Annotated in this window: 18 protein-coding genes; all 18 read left to right on the forward strand. The window is 64.7% G+C overall.

The annotated features are described in order from the left end of the window. Positions 1-129 precede the first annotated feature (129 nt). The 18 genes from HZB53_08045 to HZB53_08130 all read left to right on the forward strand — a co-directional run bounded on the left by HZB53_08045 (position 130) and on the right by HZB53_08130 (position 20,761). Positions 130-1,728, forward strand: a complete 1,599-nt coding sequence (locus HZB53_08045) for a mucoidy inhibitor MuiA family protein (protein ID MBI5877584.1) — start codon at positions 130-132, stop codon at positions 1,726-1,728. 367 nt (positions 1,729-2,095) lie between these two features. After that, entirely contained in the window at positions 2,096-3,304 is a 1,209-nt protein-coding gene (locus HZB53_08050; protein ID MBI5877585.1) for a tyrosine--tRNA ligase, read from the forward strand. A gap of 53 nt (positions 3,305-3,357) precedes the next feature. Continuing rightward, positions 3,358-3,771: a tetratricopeptide repeat protein gene (locus HZB53_08055; GenBank protein ID MBI5877586.1), complete on the forward strand. Its 414-nt coding sequence runs from the start codon at positions 3,358-3,360 to the stop codon at positions 3,769-3,771. 72 nt (positions 3,772-3,843) lie between these two features. Continuing rightward, entirely contained in the window at positions 3,844-4,317 is a 474-nt protein-coding gene (locus tag HZB53_08060; protein MBI5877587.1) for a class I SAM-dependent methyltransferase, read from the forward strand. 28 nt (positions 4,318-4,345) lie between these two features. Beyond that, a complete protein-coding gene (locus tag HZB53_08065; GenBank protein ID MBI5877588.1) occupies positions 4,346-4,876 on the forward strand; it encodes a hypothetical protein in 531 nt (176 codons plus the stop codon). A 112-nt stretch (positions 4,877-4,988) separates the two neighbouring features. Beyond that, entirely contained in the window at positions 4,989-5,600 is a 612-nt protein-coding gene (locus tag HZB53_08070) for a hypothetical protein (GenBank protein MBI5877589.1), read from the forward strand. A 93-nt stretch (positions 5,601-5,693) separates the two neighbouring features. After that, positions 5,694-6,179 carry an HIT domain-containing protein gene (locus HZB53_08075; GenBank protein MBI5877590.1) on the forward strand — a complete coding sequence of 162 codons (486 nt, stop codon included), beginning with the start codon at positions 5,694-5,696 and terminating at the stop codon, positions 6,177-6,179. After that, a complete protein-coding gene (locus HZB53_08080; GenBank protein ID MBI5877591.1) occupies positions 6,176-7,486 on the forward strand; it encodes an MFS transporter in 1,311 nt (436 codons plus the stop codon). Before HZB53_08075 ends, HZB53_08080 begins: the two co-directional genes overlap by 4 nt. 74 nt (positions 7,487-7,560) lie before the next feature. Further along, a complete protein-coding gene (locus HZB53_08085; GenBank protein ID MBI5877592.1) occupies positions 7,561-8,742 on the forward strand; it encodes an acetyl-CoA C-acetyltransferase in 1,182 nt (393 codons plus the stop codon). A 19-nt stretch (positions 8,743-8,761) separates the two neighbouring features. Continuing rightward, positions 8,762-9,907 (forward strand): acyl-CoA dehydrogenase, encoded by a 1,146-nt coding sequence (locus HZB53_08090; GenBank protein ID MBI5877593.1) that lies wholly within the window; start codon positions 8,762-8,764, stop codon positions 9,905-9,907. Between the two features lie 34 nt (positions 9,908-9,941). Then, complete coding sequence (locus HZB53_08095) at positions 9,942-11,498, forward strand: acyl-CoA carboxylase subunit beta (GenBank protein MBI5877594.1); 1,557 nt, start codon at positions 9,942-9,944, stop codon at positions 11,496-11,498. A gap of 11 nt (positions 11,499-11,509) precedes the next feature. Then, a complete protein-coding gene (gene accC / locus HZB53_08100; GenBank protein MBI5877595.1) occupies positions 11,510-13,006 on the forward strand; it encodes an acetyl-CoA carboxylase biotin carboxylase subunit in 1,497 nt (498 codons plus the stop codon). 12 nt (positions 13,007-13,018) lie between these two features. After that, positions 13,019-13,522, forward strand: coding sequence for a biotin/lipoyl-binding protein (locus HZB53_08105; GenBank protein MBI5877596.1), 504 nt, complete (start codon positions 13,019-13,021; stop codon positions 13,520-13,522). A 2-nt stretch (positions 13,523-13,524) separates the two neighbouring features. Beyond that, the gene (locus tag HZB53_08110; GenBank protein ID MBI5877597.1) at positions 13,525-15,339 is read left to right on the forward strand and encodes a prolyl oligopeptidase family serine peptidase; all 1,815 of its coding nucleotides are present in this window, start codon (positions 13,525-13,527) and stop codon (positions 15,337-15,339) included. A gap of 216 nt (positions 15,340-15,555) precedes the next feature. Next, positions 15,556-17,154 carry a methylmalonyl-CoA mutase gene (locus tag HZB53_08115; protein MBI5877598.1) on the forward strand — a complete coding sequence of 533 codons (1,599 nt, stop codon included), beginning with the start codon at positions 15,556-15,558 and terminating at the stop codon, positions 17,152-17,154. A gap of 29 nt (positions 17,155-17,183) precedes the next feature. Next, positions 17,184-18,545: an RsmF rRNA methyltransferase first C-terminal domain-containing protein gene (locus tag HZB53_08120; GenBank protein ID MBI5877599.1), complete on the forward strand. Its 1,362-nt coding sequence runs from the start codon at positions 17,184-17,186 to the stop codon at positions 18,543-18,545. Positions 18,546-18,659: 114 nt separating this feature from the next. Further along, entirely contained in the window at positions 18,660-19,064 is a 405-nt protein-coding gene (gene mce / locus HZB53_08125) for a methylmalonyl-CoA epimerase (GenBank protein ID MBI5877600.1), read from the forward strand. A gap of 17 nt (positions 19,065-19,081) precedes the next feature. Further along, a complete protein-coding gene (locus tag HZB53_08130; GenBank protein MBI5877601.1) occupies positions 19,082-20,761 on the forward strand; it encodes a methylmalonyl-CoA mutase family protein in 1,680 nt (559 codons plus the stop codon). The last annotated feature ends 6 nt before the right edge of the window (positions 20,762-20,767 follow it).

Below are 20,767 nucleotides of genomic sequence, written 5' to 3' on the forward strand. Positions count from 1 at the left end.
TCCTTTACGAGATTAGTTTGCGCTATTATACTCTCAATCAGGCACGGCCCGAAAGTAATTTGCGCTGGCCGCGCGTGTCGCGGCTGCGCGCCCAGCGCCGCCCGGTGCGGCAGACGGAGATAACTCAGCATGGTGGACATCAACTCAGCAATCGTCGAGGTTACGCTGTTTCCCGACCGCGCGCGCGTCACACGGCGCGGCCAGCTCACGCTGGAACCGGGCGTGCATCGCATCGTCTTTTCTGATCTGCCGCTGTCGCTGGATACCGACTCGGTGCGCGCCGCCGGGCGCGGCACGGCGGTCGCGTCGCTGCTCGGCGTCGACACGCGCAGCACCTACTTCAGCGAAACGCCCGCCGCCAACGCGCGCGACCTCGAAAAGCAGATTGAGGCACTGACACAGATCGACGCGGAGTTGACCAATCGCACGTCGGTCGCCGAGGTTAATATTGCGTTCGTCAAGAAGCTGGCCGACCAGTCGGCCGAGCAACTCGCGCGCGGGCTGGCGCTCGGCCGCGCGCAGATCGGCCAGGGCGACGACCTCGTTTCGTTCGTCTCGCGCCAGATGGCACAGGGCCAGGCCACGCTGCGCGAACTGGCCGTCATGCGGCGCGACAACCAGCGTGAGATCGACCGGCTGAAGAAAGAACTGGAGCGCGTGCAGTCCGCACAGCCGCGCGAGCGTTACGAGGCCAGCGTTGAGGTGAGCGTCCAGAAAGCCGGCGACCTGACGGTCGAACTGATCTATATGCTCGACGACGCCTCGTGGGCTGCGCTGTACGACGTGCGCGCATCGGGCACGGAAGGTGACGGCGCGGCGCTGTCGCTCGCCTACCTGGCCGAGATCACCCAGAATACCAGCGAAGAGTGGAAAGACGTGACGCTTACGCTATCCACCGCGCGCCCGGCGCTCGCGACCATCCGGCCCGGACTGACGCCGTGGTACCTGGACATCTACATGCCGCGCCCGATGTCCGCCAAACGGGCGATGCCGCCCGGTTTCGCCATGGCTGCCGCGCCCGCCCCAATGATGCAAGCTGATATGATGGTCAGCGGCGCGGGCGCACCCGAGGCCGAAATGGAAGCGCCGCAAGCGGTCGTCGACAGCGAGGGCGCAGCCGTCACCTACCGGCTGGCGCAGACGGTCAGCGTGCCGAGCGACGGCACGCCGCACAAAGTCACGATCAGCACGATTGAACTCAAGCCGCGCATGGACTACATCAGCGTGCCGAAACTGACCGAGTCCGCTTTCCGCCGCGCCAAAGTCACCAATGCCAGTGAGTACACGATACTGCCCGGCCGCGCCAATCTGTTCCTGGACGGCGATTTCATTGGCAGCACAAACCTGAAACTCGTCGCCCCGAACGAGGAGTTCGAGCTTGCGCTTGGCGTGGACGACCGCATATTCGTCAAGCGCAAGTTGGTCACGCGCGACGTGGACAAGGCGTTCATCATCGGCGACCGCCGCCGACTGCGCGTCGGCTACGAGATTGAGTTGCGCAATCTGCGCACCGTCAAGTCCGCGCTCGACGTGCGCGACCAACTTCCGGTGCCGCGCAACGAGCAGATCAAGGTCAAGCTGGAAAGCGCCGACCCGCGCCCCGGCGAGCAGACTGACCTGGGTGAGCTGAAATGGCTGCTGGCGCTCGCGCCCAACGAGAAGAAGTTCCTGCGCTTCGAGTTCACGATCGAGCACCCGGCCCAGCAGACGGTCGAAGGGCTGCCGTAGCCGCATGACTGGATGACTTGATGAAGAGATGAAAAAGATGACGGGGTGACAAGGTGACCTGGTGACATGGTGCACTCATCAGCGGGTCACCGTCTCACCCCGTCACCTCTTCACCTTGTCATCTCTTCGTCTCTTCATCTCTATCATCCAGTCAGTTTTTGACCGCCGGGCGCGCCTGTGCTAAACTTTCGCTCATGAACACGGCTCTGAATGCGACCGGCTATTACCATTGCGGCAGCGCCCGTGCGGCGCACGCGACCGGCGGCTTCACGGCGTCTTGATTTTGGACTTGGACGCGCAGGCAAACGTGGAGGCACGCCTCCACGTTTTTTGTTGTCCGCGCCAATTCTGAACCGAGGGTATCCCTATGCGACCTGTTGACGAGCAGATGCAAACCTTGATGCGCGGCGTCGATTTCGGCGACGCGCACACGCACAAGGTCATGGAAGGCGAGTTGCGCGCGCGCCTGGCCGAGAACCGCCCGCTGCGCGTCTACTGCGGCTTCGACCCGACCGGACCCGACCTGCATTTCGGCCACACGGTGCCGATGCGCAAGATGCGCCAGTTCCAGGATCTCGGACACGCGGTGACCTTTCTGATCGGGACGTTCACCGGTCTGATCGGCGACCCGAGCGGCAAGGATAAGGCGCGTCCGCAGCAAACGTCGGAACAGGTGGCGCAGAACGAAAAAGACTGGCTCGACCAGGTCTTCAAGATCCTCGACCGCGAAAAAACGATCATTCGACGCAACGGCGACTGGCTCGGCAAACTCACCTTCGGCGACGTTATCAACCTGGCGTCCAACTTCACGGTGCAGCAGTTCCTGGAGCGCGAGTCGTTCGACAAGCGCTTCCGCAACGGCGACCCGATCTGGATTCACGAGTTCTTCTACGCGCTCATGCAGGGCTACGACGCCGTGGCGATGGATACTGACGTGCAGATCGGCGGCACCGAGCAGTTGTTCAACCTGATGGTCGGCCGCAAACTGCAGGAAGTGCACGGCCAGCGCCCGCAAGTCGCGCTGACGTTCCCGATCCTGACTGGCACCGACGGCACACAGCGCATGGGCAAGAGCCTGGGCAACTACGTTGGCATCAACGAGGCGGCCGAGGTCATCTACGGCAAGACGATGAGCATTCCGGACACATCGATGCGCTCATGGATGGACCTGCTGACCCGTTGGTCGCCGGCCGATATCGCCGCGATCGAGGCGGAGGTCGCCGGCGGCCGCCTGCACCCGCGCGACGCCAAGATGAAGCTGGCACGCGAAATGGTGTCGATCTTCCACAACGACGCAGCGGCCCAGGCGGCCGAGGAGCATTTCAAACGCGTCTACCAGGAGCGCGCGCAGCCAATAGAAATGCCCGAATACACGCTCGCCGCGCCGACCGGCATCGTGGACCTGATTTTGGCCGCCGGGCTTGCGGTCAGCAAGAGCGAGGCGCGCCGCCTGATCCAGCAGAACGCCGTGCGGCTCGATGACCAGACGGTTGCCAGCATCGAACAGGTCGTCGCGCCCAAGGACGGCATGGTGCTCAACGTTGGCAAGCACAAGTTTCTGCGCCTGCGGGCGTAGGTCAATTGGGGCAGACCGCACCCAGACCCGGCGCGGCCTGCCCATGAAAGCCCATGTCGCTGCTCACACGCCTGCGGGCGCGCTACCACTACTGGCTGGGACTTGCCCATCGCTCGCGCGGCAACCGCGCGCTCGCCGAGAGCGCTTATCACGACGCGATCGGCGAGTTCACGCAGGCGATCTTACTCGATCCTCGGTTGACCGGAGCGCACTTCGCGCGCGGCGTCGTGTACTGGCGCGAGTTGAACGACTACGAGCGTGCCATCCGCGATTTCTCGCGGGTGATCGAGTTGGACCCGGCCATCGCCGATGCGCACCTGAACCGGGGGCTGGCGCGCGTATTCGGGCGGTTGGACACCCGCGAAGACGCTGTGACTGATTTTGAAGAATACCTGCGACGCGGCAAGAACGGCTACTGGCGCATCGAAGCCGAGAACCAGTTAGCCCGCCTGCGTGCCGCGCGCTAAATCACGCCTATGCCCGACCGTGCTCAAATCGTTTCCGCACAATTGACCCCGCACTTCCGGTCCGGACAGCACTTGCTCGAGATCGGCGCCGGCGACGGCCATGTCGCCGACGCGCTTCGCCGCGCCACCGGCGCGTATCTGACGCTGGTCGACGTCGTAGACTACAACCGCACGCCTCTAAAGCTGCACACGTATGACGGCCAGAACCTGCCGTTTGCCGACCGCTCCTTCGATTACAGTCTGCTCGTGTTTGTTCTGCACCATACCCCCGATCCGCTTATCGTGCTGCGCGAGGCACTGCGCGTCGCCCGCGATGGGGTGGTGATTGTGGAGAACCATGTTGAAGGTCGGCTGCGGCGTCCGTTCACGCGCGCCATCGACTCGATCCCACATTTCCGCTGGGGCGTACCGGTGTGCCATCACACCAACACGGCGATCCAGTGGTCGACGCTGTTTGCGCGAGCCGGTGTTCACGTGGAGGAACTGTCGCGCTTCGAGATGAACGGCGGCTTCTGGCAGAATGTGGTCCTGCGCCTGACGCCCTAGCGCGCCGGGCCCCAGGTTCGGAGACCGAGTGCTACCACAATCCCATGCGTTTGTCGCCGTCGCCGTCCAGAAATGGCTGGCAGGGCGTGATCTGCGACTGAAGGGCGCCGACTACCGCGCCGTCGCACTGGCCGGCATGTTGCCCGACCTGATCGACAAACCGCTGGCGATCTTCGTACTGCCGCAGACGAAAGCCGGCCTGCTGTTTGCGCACGCCCCGATCTTCCACGTGCCGCTCTGGCTGCTCGCCTGGTTCGTACCGGCGCTGCGCCCGTACGTCATCGCGTTCACCGGGCACATCGTTGGCGACCGCATCTGGTTCTTTCACGATACATTCTGGTTTCCGTTGCGCGGCTTGCGCTTCCACCAGTGGAAGCACATCGGCGACCCCAAAGCGTTTAGCGCCGCCTACAAGGATCTCTTCTCGCGCCGGCCGTACCTGTTCCTGTACGAGCTCGTTGCGCTGGCCGCCCTCATCTGGTTTATTGTGTCATCCGGGCTGGCCGACCGGCGCGCCCTCGTGAACTTCCTGCGAACCGGCCGCGTCCCCAACGCGTAAGCGCGACCGGTCGGTCTCACCGCACAAATGAGGCCAAAATCCTACTTGTCAACGGGGTGCGATTCTGCTACACTTTTACCAAACCAAATCCCGTGACAAGGATCGGTCCGCTGTGAAACGACACCTTTCGCCCGCGCTGATGCTGGCATGGCTCGCGCTTGCCCTTTTGTTGGGCACGCCGGGCATCGTCGCAGCAGCGCCACTTTTCCAGGCAACTAACACGCCGACGCCGACCTCGACGCCTCGTAACGCGACGCCGAGCAGCACGCCGACAGCCACCAACACGTCGTTGCCTCCCACGGCCACAGGGACTGCAACGCCTACAGCGACCGCGACGGCTACCGCGACAACCGCGCCGCCCACGGCGACGCGCACGAACACGCCGACGGCGACTCAGGTGGGCGTGCTGGCAAACACCGCAACACCGACCGCGACCACGCCGCCGACCGGCACGCCAACTATTACGCCGACACCAACCGGCACCATCGTGGGCGTCATCACCGTCGTGCTGAGCACAACGCCGGCCGGCGTGGCGGCGGTGACGGCGACCGCAACCACGGCTGCGGCGAGTGCGGCCGCCGCCACGGCGACCGCCAGCGTCGGAACCTCGGCGCTGCCGACGAGCGGCCTGGACTTCGAGTGGATCTGGGTGATCGCGGGCCTGATGGCCGTGGCGCTCGTTATTGTGGTGAGGTACTTGCGGGGCGCGTTACCGCGCGGTTAGCCGCCCGAACCAGTTGATCTGTATCGCGCAACGGCGCGAAGGCGCCGTTGCGCATTTTTGTGTCCTGAGAAGGGAACGACCGTTCGGATGAACATGGAACGCTTGTGGACGCCCTGGCGCATGCAATATATAGCCGGGGACAAGGCCGCCGGCGGGTGCGTCTTCTGCGCCGCACTGGCACACACCGATGACCGCGAGGCCCTGGTCATCTACCGCGGCGAGTCAGCGCTGGTGATGCTGAACAAATACCCGTACAACAACGGGCATCTGCTCGTCGTGCCGCATCTGCACACGGCTGATCTCTCCGCGCTTGCGCCGGCCACCCGGGCCGAATTGATGCAACTGATTGCGCGAAGCATCGAGTGGCTCAAGGCGGCCTCGCACCCCGACGGCTTCAACGTCGGACTGAACCTCGGCAAGTCGGCGGGCGCCGGCATGGCCGACCACCTGCATTTCCACATTGTGCCGCGCTGGACCGGCGACACGAGCTTCATGACCATCAGCGGCGAAACGCGCGTGCTCCCCGAGTGGCTCGACGAAACGTGGAATCGCCTGCGCCGCGTCATCGAGCCGGCGTGAACCTCTCGGGCCTCCGGCGCCTGCCCGCGCGGATGCGCCCGGGCGACAGCGAAGAGGAGCGCAACTACTGGTACCTGTACGCCGAGGTCGCGTGCTTCGGCTTCATGTTCGGCATCCTCCAGACCTTCCTGAGCGTCTACGCCCTGCGGCTGGGCGCGACCAACGATGTCATGGGCTGGCTCGCGGCCGTGCCGTCGCTCGTGTTTGCCCTATGGTCCATTCCCGCTGCCGGCATCATCGAACGCGCAACCCATCGGCTGCGTTTCATCGTAACCAACGGCGCGCTGTACCGCACGGGCTTGCTCGCGCTGGCACTGGTGCCCATTGCCTTCTCTGCAAACCGGGCCGAGGCCATCGTCGTGGTGGTCACGCTCATGTCGTTCCCGCAGGTTATGTCGAACATTTCGTTCTCCGCGATGTTCGCCGACGTGGTGCCGTCGCCGCACCGCACTCGCGTGGTCGCGGTCCGCAACGTCCTGCTCGGTCTGACATCGACGCTCGGCTCGCTGCTCGGCGGGCTGTTCCTCGGTCTGAATCCGGCCATGCTCGACGGTGTGATCGGGTCGCTGTTCACGTTCCCGCTCAACTACCAGGTGCTCTTCGCCACAGGCTACTTCGCCAGTATGTTCAGCATCCTGTTCCTTTCACGCCTGCGCACCCATGACGAGCGCGTGGTGATGCCGGTCAAGCGCAACTCGCTGCTCAGCCCGCGTGGATTCATCGACCTGATGCGGCGCGGCCCGCAGTTCAGCCGTTTTGCCCTGGCGATGTTCATCCTGCACTGGGGTATCTTCCTGCCCGTGCCGCTGTACACGATCTACTGGGTGCGCCATCTGAACGCCAGTGACACCTTTATCGGCATCATCCTGACCGTGCAGAGCCTGACGTCGATGATCATGTACGCCATCCTGCCGCGCCTGTCCGTCCGATTGGGCGACCGGCGGCTGCTGCTGCTGGCCGTCGCATTGAATGCTGCGTATCCGCTGGCCACGGCGTTTACAACGACGCTGGAGCCGCTCCTGCTCATTTCCATCGTCGGCGGCTTGAGCAATGCGATGTTCGGGCTCAGCTCGTTCAACCTGCTGCTCGACGTGGCCCCCGCGGAACAGCGGCCATCGTACATCGCAGTGTTCAATTCGGCGCTGTTCAGCGCGGGGTTTATCGCCCCGTTCATTGGCACCGCGCTGCTCAATGTGATCAGCATCAACGCCGACATGCTGATTGCCGCCGGGCTGCGCTTCAGCGGCTTGATCGCGCTGCTGCTGCTGGTCGGCGCCAGTGGAAAACAATCATCAGTAAAAGTATAATGAGTGCGGTGGTCGAGCCATCGCGTGTCGGAACCCTCCGCGCGCACGCGGCGGCGTGAAAGCGAGGCAAGCAAATGAATCCAACCTATGTGTTGTCCGGCGTGCGCACGCCAATCGGCAAACTCGCAGGCGCTTTCGCAAATTTCCCGGCGGTTGAACTCGGCGCCACCGTCATTCGCGAGGCGGTGACACGCGCCGGCGTCGAGGCGGCGACCATCGATGAAGTGCTGATGGGCAACGTGCTGCAGGGCGGCGAGGGCCAGGCCCCGGCTCGCCAGGCGGCGATCCATGCGGGCCTGCCGTCCAGCGTGAGCGCCACGACGATCAACAAAGTCTGTGGGTCCGCGCTCAAGGCAATCATCATGGGCGCTCAGGCCATCGGCAACGGCGACGCCGAGTTGATCGTGGCGGGCGGCATGGAAAACATGACGCTCTCGCCGTATATGTTGCCCGGCGCGCGGCAGGGACTGCGGCTCGGTCACGCGCAGATGATCGACTCGGTCATCCACGACGGGCTGTGGTGCTCATTCGAGAACCAGCATATGGGCAATTCCGCGGAGTTCATCGCGCGCGAGTTCGAAATCGGCCGCGACGAACAGGACGAATACGCGCTGCGCTCGCACCGCCGCGCTGTCGCGGCATCGACCGCCGGGCAGTTCGCCGCCGAGATCGTGCCGGTCACGCTGCCCGGCCGCAAAGGCGCGTCGATCGTCGTGCGGCAGGACGAGGGGCCGCGCGCGGACACCTCGCTCGAGGCGCTGTCGCGGCTCGCCCCCGCCTTCCAGAAAGACGGTACGGTCACCGCCGGCAACGCGCCCGGCATCACCGACGGCGCGGCTGCCCTGGTGCTGGCCAGCGAAGCCGCGTGCGACACGACAAGCATCGACCCGCTCGCGCGCATCACCGGCTGGGCCCAGGCGGCGCTCGACCCCAAATGGATCTTCGATGCGCCGTCCCATGCGATTCGCCGGCTGCTCCAGAAGACGGGCACAAAAATCGAAGACTACGACCTGATCGAGGTCAATGAGGCGTTTGCCGCGCAGGTGTTGGCCAACGGGCAGGCGCTCAACTGGGACTGGGAGCGCGTCAATGTGCGCGGCGGCGGCATCGCGCTCGGCCACCCGATCGGCGCCAGCGGCGCGCGGATCGTTGTCACGCTGCTGCACGCGCTGAAAGATCGCGGCGGCAAGCGCGGGCTGGCCTGCCTGTGCCTCGGCGGCGGCGAGGCGGTCGTCGCCAGCTTCGAGTTGGTCTAGATTGCAGTGGAGCATCAGCATGGACTTTGAACTGACCGAGACGCAGCGGCAAATCCGCGATCTGGCGCGCGACTTCGCGCAGAACGAGATCGCGCCGATCGCCGCGCGCATCGACGAAACCGGCGAGTTTCCGGCGGCGACTGTCAAGAAGATGGGCGAACTGGGACTGCTGGGCATCGAAGTGCCGGAAGAGTATGGCGGCGCCGGTCTCGACACCATGTGCTACGTGCTGGCGATGGAGGAAATCTCCAAGGCGTGCGCATCGCACGGCGTGGTCATGTCCGTGCAGAATTCTTTGGTTTGTTCGGGCATCAAACTGTTCGGCAGCGCACAGCAGAAACACGATATTCTCATCCCCCTCGCTTCCGGACGGAAGATCGGCGCTTACTCGCTAACCGAACCGCAGTCAGGCAGCGACGCCGGCAACGTGAAGACGACCGCCGTGCGCGACAACGATGCCTACGTGATCAATGGCCGCAAGTCGTGGATCAGCAGCGGCCCCTACGCCGACACGATCCTGCTGTTCGTTGTCACCGATCGCGCCAAGGGCACCAAGGGTACCTCGTGCTTCATCATTGACCCGACCCAGCCCGGGCTGATCAAGGGCAAGGTGGAGCCGAAACTTGGCATCCGCGCCTCCGCCACCTGTGAGATGACATACGAGAACTACCGCGCGCCGGTCGCCATGCTGCTCGGCCAGGAAGGCGACGGGTTCAAGATCGCGCTCACCATCCTCGACGGCGGGCGCATTGGCATCGCCTCGCAGGCGCTCGGCATCGCGCAGGCCGCCTATGAGGCATCGGTCGCGTATGCGAAGCAGCGCGAGGCGTTCGGCCACAAGATCGCGGACTTCCAGGCCATCCAGTGGATGATCGCCGACATGGCGACCCGCATCGAAGCGGCGCGCCTGCTGATCTACAATGCCGCACAGAAGAAGATGCGCGGCGAGCGCTTTAGCAAGGAAGCCAGCATGGCGAAGGTCTTCGCGTCGGAGACCGCCATGTGGGTCACAACCAAGGCCATCCAGGTGCACGGTGGCATCGGCTACAGCAAGGAACTGCCGTTGGAGCGCTATTTCCGCGACGCCAAGATCACGGAGATCTACGAGGGCACGAGCGAAATTCAGCGGCTCGTCATCGCGCGCAACATCCTCGACACGCGCTAGCAACGCCATAACGGGCAGACTACATCAGACAAGGATGGCCATGAGCACCGATCCCAAGATACTCGAACTGCGCCGGTTGCGCGTGCAGGCCCAGCAAGGCGGCGGCCCGGAGCGTATCGAGAAACAGCACAAGCAGGGCAAACTGACGGCGCGCGAGCGCGTCAGCCTGCTGCTCGACGACAATTCGTTCAACGAGCTTGACGCGTTCGTGACGCATCGCGAAACGAACTTCGGCATGGCGCGCAACAAGTTTCTCGGGGACGGCGTGGTGACCGGCTACGGGACAATCGACGGGCGGCTGGTATACGTATTCTCGCAGGATTTCACGGTGCTGGGCGGCTCGCTCGGCCGCGCGCACGCCGACAAGATCTGCAAGATCATGGATCTGGCGCTCAAGAACGGTGCGCCGCTGATCGGGCTAAACGATTCCGGCGGCGCGCGGATCCAGGAAGGCGTGGTGTCGCTCGGCGGTTACGCCGACATCTTCCTCAAGAACACGCTGGCCAGCGGCGTCATCCCGCAGATCAGCGCGATCATGGGCCCCTGCGCAGGCGGCGCAGTCTATTCGCCGGCGCTCACCGACTTCGTGTTCATGGTCAAGGACAGTTCGTACATGTTCGTGACCGGCCCGGACGTCGTCAAGACGGTTACACACGAAGACGTCACCTTCGAGGAACTGGGCGGCGCGATGACGCACAACAGCGTCAGCGGCGTCTCGCACTTCGCCGCCGATAACGAGGAACACTGCCTGCGCCTGATACGGCAACTCCTGACCTTTATTCCGCAGAACAACCTGTCGGATGCGCCGTCGCGCAAGGCGACCGACGACCCGCTGCGTATGGACGAGGCGCTCGACACGCTGGTGCCGGACAACCCGAACAAGCCGTACGACATGAAGGACGTCATCACGCGTATCGTGGACGACGGCGAGTTCTTCGAGATCCAGCCGCATTTTGCGGCGAATATCCTTATCGGCTACGCGCGACTGAACGGCCGCTCGGTGGGCATCGTCGCGCAGCAGCCGGCCGTGCTGGCCGGTGTGCTGGATATCAACTCCTCGATGAAGGCCGCGCGCTTTGTGCGCTTCTGCGATGCGTTCAACATCCCGCTGGTCACGTTCGAGGACGTGCCGGGCTTCCTGCCCGGCGTCGGCCAGGAGCACGGTGGTATCATCCGCCACGGCGCCAAGTTGCTGTACGCTTATTGCGAGGCGACCGTGCCGAAGGTGACCGTCATCACGCGCAAAGCCTACGGCGGCGCCTACGACGTCATGAACTCCAAGCATGTGCGTGGGGATATCGTGTACGCCTGGCCGAGCGCAGAGATCGCTGTGATGGGACCCGACGGCGCGGTCAACATCGTGTTCCGCCACGAGATCGAACAGGCGGTCGACCCGACGGGCGAGAAGAAGCGGCTGACCGAGGAGTACCGCAACACGTTCGCCAACCCGTACGTCGCCGCATCGTACGGCTATGTCGATGACGTGATCGAGCCGCACGAGACGCGCCCGAAACTGATCTCCGCGCTTGAGATGCTGCAAAACAAGCAAGACAGCAACCCGCCCAAGAAACACGGCAACATCCCGCTGTAGGGGTACGATCCATGTTCCAGCGAATCCTGATTGCCAATCGCGGTGAGATTGCCGTGCGCATCATCCGCGCCTGTTACGAGCTCGGCGTCGAGACGGTCGCGGTCTACTCCGAGGCCGATCGACACGCCCTGCACGTCCGCCGGGCGCATGCGGCCTACCCGATCGGCCCGGCGCCGTCGCGCGACTCCTACCTGCGCATCGACCGCATCATCGACGCCGCGATCAAGTCCGGCGCCGAGGCGATCCACCCCGGCTACGGCTTCCTGTCCGAGAAGGCGCAGTTCGCGCGCGCCTGCGCCGAAGCCGGTATCACCTTCATCGGCCCCAGCCCCGAGGCGATCGAGGCGATGGGCGACAAGGTCAACGCGCGCAAGACCGCCCGCGCGGCCGGCGTGCCGACCGTCCCCGGCTCGGCCCTTGGACTGAGCGACGGCGAGATCGAGGCCGAAGCCGAGCGCATCGGCTTCCCGATCTTCATCAAGGCGGCCGCCGGCGGCGGCGGCAAGGGCATGCGCGCCGTCAACGACGTCGACGAACTGCAGCGCGCCCTGCCGTCGGCGCGGCGCGAGGCCCTGACCGCGTTTGGCGACGACACCGTATACCTGGAGCGGCTGGTCCATCCGGCGCGCCACATCGAGATCCAAATACTGGGCGACAACTTCGGCAACGTCATCCACCTGGGCGAGCGCGAGTGCTCGATCCAGCGCCGGCACCAGAAATTGATCGAGGAGTCGCCGTCGCCTTTGGTCGACGACGAGATGCGCGCCCGCATGGGCGACATGGCGGTGCGCGCCGCCAAAGCCGCCAACTACAACAATGCGGGGACGGTCGAGTTCATCGTCGACAAAAACAAGAACTTCTACTTCCTCGAGATGAACACGCGCCTGCAGGTCGAACACCCGGTCACGGAAATGGTGTATGGCATCGACATTGTCAAGGAGCAACTGCGCATCGCCAGCGGCCGCCGCCTGCGCTACCGCCAGGACGACATCAAGCCAAACGGCGCGGCGATCGAGTGCCGCATCGCCGCCGAGGACCCGTACAACAACTTCCTGCCGTCGATCGGCCGCATCTCGACGCTGACGGAGCCGTCCGGTCCCGGCGTACGCGTCGAGAGCGGCATATTCGAAGGCTTCGAGATGTCGCTATACTACGATCCGCTGATGGCCAAGCTGATCGTGTGGGGCGAGACGCGCGCCGACGCGATCATGCGCATGAAGCGCGCCCTGCGCGAGTACCGCGTGGTCGGCATCAAGACCAATATCCCGTTCCACATGCGGGTGCTGGAGAACACGCCATTCCTGGGCGGGCAGTACAACACATCATTCATCGAAGAGAACAACGATAACCTTTCGGCTCGCCGCGAAGCGTACATCGAACCGGCCGTAGCCGCCGCCGTGCTCCTGCATCACCAGCGCCGGCAGAAGGCGATCGTCATGCCCGCATCCGACGGCCCCGGCGGCGGCAACAGCTGGAAGAACGCCGGGCGCCGGAACAGCCTGCGCTAGGAGAGCTTGCCCATGAAATACATAGCCCGCGTCGACGAACGCGAGTTCCTGGTCGATGTCGGAAACGACAGCACCATCACGATCAACGGGACAACCTTCCGGCTCGACATGCGCAGCATCGGCGACCAGCAGATCTACTCGCTGCTCCTGAGCGACCATTCGTACGAGGTCTACGTCAACCGCATCGACACCGGGTACGACGTGCACCTGGCCGGTGAACGGCACGAAGTGGTCGTGGAGGACGAGTACACGCGCCGGATTCACGGCATCGGCAGCCAGACACGCAGCCCGAAGGGCGATGCTCAACTCAAAGCGCCCATGCCGGGGATGGTCGTCGCCGTAAAGGCCAAAGAAGGCGACCTCGTCAAGAGCGGCCAGGGGTTGGTCATCCTTGAAGCGATGAAGATGGAAAACGAATTGCGCGCCCCCAGTGCGGGCACCATCAAGCAGATCAAGATCGCGGCAGGTCAGAAGGTGGACCAGGGGCAGTTGCTCATGGTCATTTCGGCCGAGTAGGAGTGTTCATGCCCTCGCGCATTCCGCTGGAAGAACTGGCAAGGTTGCCTAGTTTCTTTGCGCCGACGCCCTCCTGGGCCGGCGACCGTGTCGCCTTTTACTGGGACCGCACCGGACGGCTGGAGCTATTCACCGCCGACCTCAACACGGGCGCAGTCACACAGATCAGCCACGGCGAGGTGCCGCGCGCCGTGCGGGCCGGGTTCGTCTGGGACCGCACCGACCGGCAGATCGTATTTGCCAAAGACCGTGACGGCGACGAGCAGCATGACCTCTTCGCGATCGACGTAGCCAGCCGCGCGGTGACCCGGCTGACCGACAACCCGCACTGCCAGGAGGTTCCGGTGCAGTTCAGCCCGGACAACCAGTGGCTGACCGTGCAGACCAATCGCGTGGGGCAGATGAATCTTTGGAAGACGCGCCCGGACGGCAGCGAGTACACGCAGTTGACGGCGTACACATCGCCGGTCGGCGGCGGTTTCTGGAGCCCGGACGGCCAGTGGCTGGCCTACGGCACCAACGAAACGTCGGTATTGAAGAACACGGACGTATACGTAATGCGCGCCGACGGCAGCGCGCAGCGCAAGGTCTACTCCGCCGCCGTCGGCTCGCAGGACTGGGTCGCCGATTGGTCGCCGGATGGCCTCTCGCTGGCGATCACGTCGGATGTCGGCGGGCTGCACCGGCCCGGCATCCTCGACTGGCAGAGCGGCGCGGTGCGTTGGCTCGGCGAAGACGGCGCCGACGAGACCGCAGTTCGCTTTTCCGCCGACGGCCGCTGGTTGGCGTGCATCCGCAACCATGAAGCACAGATTCGCCCCGTGCTGTACGACGTGCAGACCGGCGCGCGTCGCGACCTGAAGCTGCCGGCCGGCATCGCCGTCGGCTCGCACTTTGTGCTGGGCAACCGCGCCCTGCTGACGATGTTCATGAGCGACACGACGCGTCCCTCGCTCGTCCTGTACGATCTGGCCGACGACAGCTTCCGCGCCGTCGTCGCGGCCGAATATGGCACGATCGATCCGTCTGTCTTCGTGGAAGCCGCGCACATCTGGTACCCGTCGTTCGATGGCACGCAGATTCCGGCCATCCTGTACAGACCGCGCGATTTGGCGTCGGGCGAGCGCCGCCCGGCTATCGTCTGCGTGCACGGCGGCCCCACTGCACAATGGCTGCGCGGATTCGACGTGTACGCGCAGTTTTTGGTCGATGCCGGTTACGTCGTCATCGAACCCAACCCGCGCGGCAGCACCGGCTACGGCACCAAGTTCCGCGATATGGCGATCAAGGACTGGGGCGGCGCCGACCTCGAAGACGTGGCTCATGCAGCTATGCATCTCAAGAGCCTGCCCTACGTGGATCCGGCCCGCATTGGTGTCTTCGGCGGCAGCTATGGCGGCTACATGACGTTCATGGCCGTCACGAAGAAACCCGAGCTATGGCGCGCCGGCGCGGCGTGGGTCGGCATCACCGACCTGCACCGCCTCTACGCCGGCTCGATGGAGCACTTCAAGTATTACCTGCGGCAACAGATGGGCGACCCTGATAAGGACGCGGACTTGTGGCGCGACCGCAGCGCCATCAACTTCGTCGAAAACATGCGCGCTCGTTTGCTGATCGTTCACGGCGTCAACGACCCGCGCTGCCCGATCGAGCAGGCGCGCGTGTTCCGCGACCGGCTGCTGGAACTCGACCGTACCGAGGGTAAGGATTTCGAGTATGTCGAGCTGGCCGAAGAGGGCCACGGCTCCAGCGACATCCAGCAGAAGATTCGCGCGTACCAGTTGCTGGTCGATTTCATGCAGCGCAACCTGTGAACGTAAATCCCAAAAGCCAAATCCCAAATTCCAACAACGACGATCGCGCAGCCATGTCGTCGTTGGGGGCGCATCGCGATGCGCCCGCCTGACAGACAGCCATCCGTTGCCTAAAATGACCATGGCCAATCGGGGCGACCGCAAGGCACTGGTATCGTAGGGGCGCATTGCGATGCGCCCGTCCGGCCCAACGGATTACCATTTCCCGGAATTACTATGACCAACCGCAACGCCGAACGCCGCGAGAAGTTTGAGACTACCTCAGGCATCGAGATCAAGCGTCAGTATACCGCCGCCGACCTGCCGCCCGCGCTCGACACGGAACTCGGCGCACCCGGCGCGTTCCCGTTCACGCGCGGCATCCAGCCGACGATGTACCGGGGTCGGCTGTGGACGATGCGCCAGTACGCCGGATATGCGACGGCCGAGGAGTCCAATCGGCGCTACAAGTATCTGCTTGAGCACGGGCAGACCGGCCTCAGCGTGGCCTTCGACTTGCCGACCCAGATCGGCTACGATCCTGACGACCCGATGGTCGAGGGCGAGGTCGGCAAGGTCGGCGTCAGCATCGCGTCGCTGAAAGATATGGAAGCGTTGTTCGACGGCATCGCCCTGCGCGACGTCAGCACATCGATGACGATCAACGCCACCGCCGCCATTCTGCTGGCCATGTATATCGCCGTCGGCAAGCAGCAGGGCGCATCGCCGGCCGACTTGCGCGGCACCGTGCAGAACGACATCCTGAAGGAATACCTCGCACGCGGTACGTACATCTACCCCCCAGCGCCATCGATGCGCCTGGTGACCGATATCATCGCGTACTGCGCCAGCGATCTGCCGAAATGGAACGCGATCAGTATCAGCGGCTACCATCTGCGCGAGGCGGGAGCGACCGCCGTGCAGGAAGTCGCCTTCACGTTCGCCAACGCCATCGCCTACGTCGAATCGGTGCTGGCGCGCGGTTTGGCGATCGACGCGTTTGCACCGCAGTTGTCGTTCTTCTTCGTGGCCCAGAACGACATCTTCGAGGAGGCGGCCAAGTTTCGGGCCGCGCGGCGTCTGTGGGCTGGAATCATGCGCGAGCGCTTCGGCGCCAAAGACCCGCGCAGCCAGATGCTGCGCTTCCACACGCAGACGGCCGGCGCAGCGCTCACCGCCCAGCAGCCGATCAACAACGCCGTGCGCGTGACGCTGCAGGCGCTGGCGGCGGTGCTCGGCGGCACGCAGAGCCTGCACTGCAACTCCTACGACGAAGCGCTTGCACTGCCGACCGAGGAGTCGGCGCGGCTGGCGCTGCGCACGCAGCAGATCATCGCGTACGAAAGCGGCGCGGCCGATACCGTCGATCCGCTGGCCGGTTCGTACTATGTCGAGCGACTCACCGACGAGATCGAGCGGAAGGTGCGCGCGTACCTTGACAAGATCGGTGCGCTGGGCGGCGCGCTACAGGCGATTGAGCTTGGTTGGACGCAGAACGAGATTCACGAGAGCGCGTATCGCATGCAGCGCGAGATCGAGGCCAAACAGCGCACGCTGGTCGGCGTCAACGAGTTTGTGGAACGCGAGGAGATACGTCCGCGCCTACTAGCGATCAGCCCGGAAATCGAGATTCACCAACGGGAGCAGGTCATCGCGCTGCGCGCCTCGCGGGATCATGCCGCCGTTGCGCGGACATTGGCCCGCCTGGCGGAGGCGGCGCACGGCACCGAGAACCTGATGCCACTTATTTTGACTGCCGTCGAGACGTACGCGACCGTGGGTGAAATTGCCGGCGCGCTGAGGCTGGTGTTCGGGGAGTATCGCACGCGCGGATGACCGGCATTCCGCCTGCCTTCGCGGCACGTATGCAGCGGCTGCTCGGTGCCGAGTCCGATGCGTTGTTAGCGGCGCTCGAAAGTCCCCCGGTCGCGGGACTGCGTGTCAACACGCTGAAGCTGGCGGCGCGCGAATTCGAGCGCCTCGCACCGTGGCCGCTGACTGCGGTACCATGGTGCACGGACGGCTACGCCATCGGCGACGAGACTGGCGCCGGCAAGCACCCATATCATGCGGCGGGGCTGTACTACCTGCAGGAGCCTTCGGCCATGTCGGTGGTCGCGGCGCTGAACCCGCAGCCCGGTGAATGGGTGCTCGATCTGGCGGCTGCCCCGGGCGGCAAAGCGACCCAGATCGCGGCGCGGCTGGCGGGCGACGGGCTGCTGGTCGCCAATGATATCGATGCCCGCCGTGCGCGGGTCGTGGCGCAGAATCTTGAACGCTGCGGCGTGCGCAATGCGGTCGTCGTCAGCGCCGAGCCGGCCGTGCTGGCTGAACGCTGGGGCGCGGTGTTCGACCGGGTGCTGTTTGACGCGCCATGCTCGGGCGAAGGCATGTTTCGCAAATCCGAGTCGGCCCGCACCGACTGGAGCGAGGCGCATGTGCGCGGCTGTGCCGTGCGGCAGGCACACGGGCTCGACGCGGCGGCGCGCCTGGTACGTAGAGGCGGCTGGCTGGCGTACAGCACATGCACATTCGCGCCGGAAGAGGATGAGCAGTCGATCGCCGGCTTCCTCGACCGCCATGCCGATTTCGAGGTCGTTCCCTGCGAACTGACCGGCACGGATGCCGGGCATGCCGAATGGTTGGCCGAAGACGACAGGCGGCACGACGACGCGCTCGCGCAGACCCGACGCATCTGGCCGCATCGCGCACGCGGTGAAGGGCACTTCGTGGCCCTGCTCCGGCGCGCGTCGGGCGACGCGGTGGAGCGTCAGTACCGCGAAATGGATGAACCGCCGCGTCGGTTGCTGTCGGCGTGGCAGGAGTTCCAAGCGGCCAGTCTCGGCAGCCAATCATGGGCCGGCGTACGACTTGAGGCACGCGAGTCGAGACTGGCCGCCACGCCCAGGCAGACGCCACCGCTCGATGGGATTCGCGTGGTAGAACTCGGCTGCCCGCTGGGCGACGTGTCCACCGGGCGCTTCGAGCCAGCCCATGCGCTTGCGCTGGCACTGCGGCGTGACGAAACCGCACAGATGCCGGGCGCACGGCTTGACTTTGCGGCGGACGACGAAGCTTTGCGACGTTATCTGCATGGTCACCCGCTTGAGGCCGGCGGCCCGGACGGGTGGGTACTTTTGAGTGTAGCGGGGTTTCCGCTCGGCTGGGGCCGGCGCTCGCAGGGCATCGTGAAGAACCGTTATCCTAAGGGACTGCGAATAGCGTAGAAACCCACAACAAACAAGTCGTCTCCACGAATGGACACGAAGTAACACCAAGAACGACTTGCTTGTCATTCGTGTTTCTTCGTGTCCCTTCGTGGATAGATGTCCGGGAGCACCATGATCAAACGCATCGACCACATCGGCATCGCTGTCAATAGCCTCGACGAGGCGCTCAAAGTGTACCGCGACGCGCTCGGCCTCGACGTGACGCACATTGCCGACGAGCCGGAGCAGAAGGTCAAAGTCGCCTTCCTGCCGCGCGGCGGCAGCGAGATCGAACTGCTGGAGCCGTACCCCGGTGACGGGCCAATCCGCAAGTTCATGGAGAAGCGCGGCGAAGGTATCCATCACATCTGCGTCGAGGTGGACGATATCGAGGCATCACTGGCCGAATTGGCGCGCCAGGGCGTGCAGTTGATCGACGCCGTGCCGCGCACAAACTCGCGCGGTCAGAAGATCGCCTTCATTCACCCGAAGGCCGCACACGGCGTGCTGATCGAGTTGTATCAGTACGTGGAGTAGCCCGGTGGAGCATACCCATGTTTGACCACGCGTTTCTCGCACAACTCGCGCAGGACGAAGACCGCTGGTCGGAGACGACGCTTCAGCAGTCGCTGGCGCGCATGCCCGAGCGGTCCGGGCCGTTCATGACGACGTCGTCTGAGCCGATTGAACGCCTCTATACACCTCTCGACACGGCCGCGCTCGACTATGCACGCGATATCGGGTTTCCCGGCGAATACCCGTTCACGCGCGGCGCGCACCCGACGATGCATCGCGGCCGGCTGTGGACGATGCGCATGTTCGCCGGCTTCGGCAGCGCCGAAGAGACCAACGCGCGCTTCAAGTACCTGCTCGCTGAGGGCCAGACCGGCCTGAGCGTCGCCTTCGACCTGCCGACTTTGTATGGCTACGATAGCGATGCGCCGGAAACGCTCGGCGAATTCGGCAAATGCGGCGTCGCCATCTCGTCGCTGGCCGACATGGAAGTCCTGCTCGACGGGCTGCCACTCGACCAGATCACCACGTCGATGACGATCAATTCGCCGGCCGCGCCGGTCTGGGCAATGTATATTGTCGCCGCCGAGAAGCGCGGCATCCCGCGCGACAAGCTGGGCGGCACGCTTCAGAACGACATCCTCAAGGAGTACATCGCGCAGAAAGAGTTCATCTTCCCGCCGCGCCCCTCCATGCGCCTGGTCACGGACACCATCGAGTTCGGCATGCGCGAAATGCCGCGCTGGAACACCATCTCGATCAGCGGCTACCACATCCGCGAAGCGGGCAGCACGGCCGCGCAGGAGCTCGCCTTCACGCTGGCCGACGGCTTCGAGTACGTGCGCTGGGCGGTGGAGCGCGGCCTGCCGGTCGATGCGTTTGCACCGCGCCTGTCGTTCTTCTTTAACGCGCACAACGACTTCTTCGAGGAGATCGCCAAGTACCGCGCCGCGCGCCGCATCTGGGCGCGCACGCTGCGCGAGCAGTTCGGCGCGCAGAGCGACCTGTCGTGGCGGCTGCGCTTCCACACGCAGACGGCCGGCGCGTCACTCACCGCGCAGCAGCCGGAGATCAATGTCGTGCGCGTCGCCCTGCAGGCGCTGGCAGCCGTGCTGGGCGGCACGCAGTCGCTGCACACCAACTCGCTCGACGAGGCGCTGGCCCTGCCGTCCGAGCACGCCGCGCACACCGCGCTGCGCACACAGCAGATCATCGCGCACGAATCGGGCGTCACCAACACGGTCGACCCGCTGGGCGGCAGCTACTTCGTCGAGGCGCTGACCGACCGCCTGGAACGGGATGCGCTGCGCATGTTCGCGCAGATCGAGTCGCTGGGCGGCGTGATCCCGGCCATCGAGGCTGGCTACTTCCAGCGCGAGATCGCGGACTCGGCCGCGCGCTACCAGCGCGAGATCGAACTTGGACAGCGCACGGTGGTAGGCGTCAACGAGTATGTGGAGCGCCAGCCGATCAATGTGCCGATCCTGAAGATGGATCCCGACGGTGAGCGCCGACAAATGGCGCGGCTGGAGCGCGTGCGGCGCGAGCGCGATAGCGCCGCCGTGGCCGCCCGGCTCGGCGCACTGAGTGAGGCCGCCGCGGGCCGCGCCAATTTGATGCCGTACCTGATCGACGCCGTATCCGCGTACGCCACGCTGCAAGAGATGATGGACGTGCTGCGCGGCGTATTCGGCATATACCAGGAGCCGGTCATTCTGTAGGTTGAG

It is taken from the genome of Chloroflexota bacterium, from assembly GCA_016235055.1.
Taxonomy (GTDB): Bacteria; Chloroflexota; Anaerolineae; order JACRMK01; family JACRMK01; genus JACRMK01.

Excerpts from the sequence above, each read along its gene's own strand:
- HZB53_08055 (MBI5877586.1), top strand. The coding sequence starts at position 3,358 with ATGTCGCTGCTCACACGCCTGCGGGCGCGCTACCACTACTGGCTGGGA.
- HZB53_08095 (MBI5877594.1), top strand. The coding sequence starts at position 9,942 with ATGGCCATGAGCACCGATCCCAAGATACTCGAACTGCGCCGGTTGCGC.
- HZB53_08115 (MBI5877598.1), top strand. The coding sequence starts at position 15,556 with ATGACCAACCGCAACGCCGAACGCCGCGAGAAGTTTGAGACTACCTCA.
- HZB53_08120 (MBI5877599.1), top strand. The coding sequence starts at position 17,184 with ATGCAGCGGCTGCTCGGTGCCGAGTCCGATGCGTTGTTAGCGGCGCTC.
- accC (MBI5877595.1), top strand. The coding sequence starts at position 11,510 with ATGTTCCAGCGAATCCTGATTGCCAATCGCGGTGAGATTGCCGTGCGC.
- HZB53_08045 (MBI5877584.1), top strand. The coding sequence starts at position 130 with ATGGTGGACATCAACTCAGCAATCGTCGAGGTTACGCTGTTTCCCGAC.
- HZB53_08075 (MBI5877590.1), top strand. The coding sequence starts at position 5,694 with ATGGAACGCTTGTGGACGCCCTGGCGCATGCAATATATAGCCGGGGAC.
- HZB53_08050 (MBI5877585.1), top strand. The coding sequence starts at position 2,096 with ATGCGACCTGTTGACGAGCAGATGCAAACCTTGATGCGCGGCGTCGAT.
- HZB53_08105 (MBI5877596.1), top strand. The coding sequence starts at position 13,019 with ATGAAATACATAGCCCGCGTCGACGAACGCGAGTTCCTGGTCGATGTC.
- HZB53_08090 (MBI5877593.1), top strand. The coding sequence starts at position 8,762 with ATGGACTTTGAACTGACCGAGACGCAGCGGCAAATCCGCGATCTGGCG.
- HZB53_08085 (MBI5877592.1), top strand. The coding sequence starts at position 7,561 with ATGAATCCAACCTATGTGTTGTCCGGCGTGCGCACGCCAATCGGCAAA.
- HZB53_08130 (MBI5877601.1), top strand. The coding sequence starts at position 19,082 with ATGTTTGACCACGCGTTTCTCGCACAACTCGCGCAGGACGAAGACCGC.
- mce (MBI5877600.1), top strand. The coding sequence starts at position 18,660 with ATGATCAAACGCATCGACCACATCGGCATCGCTGTCAATAGCCTCGAC.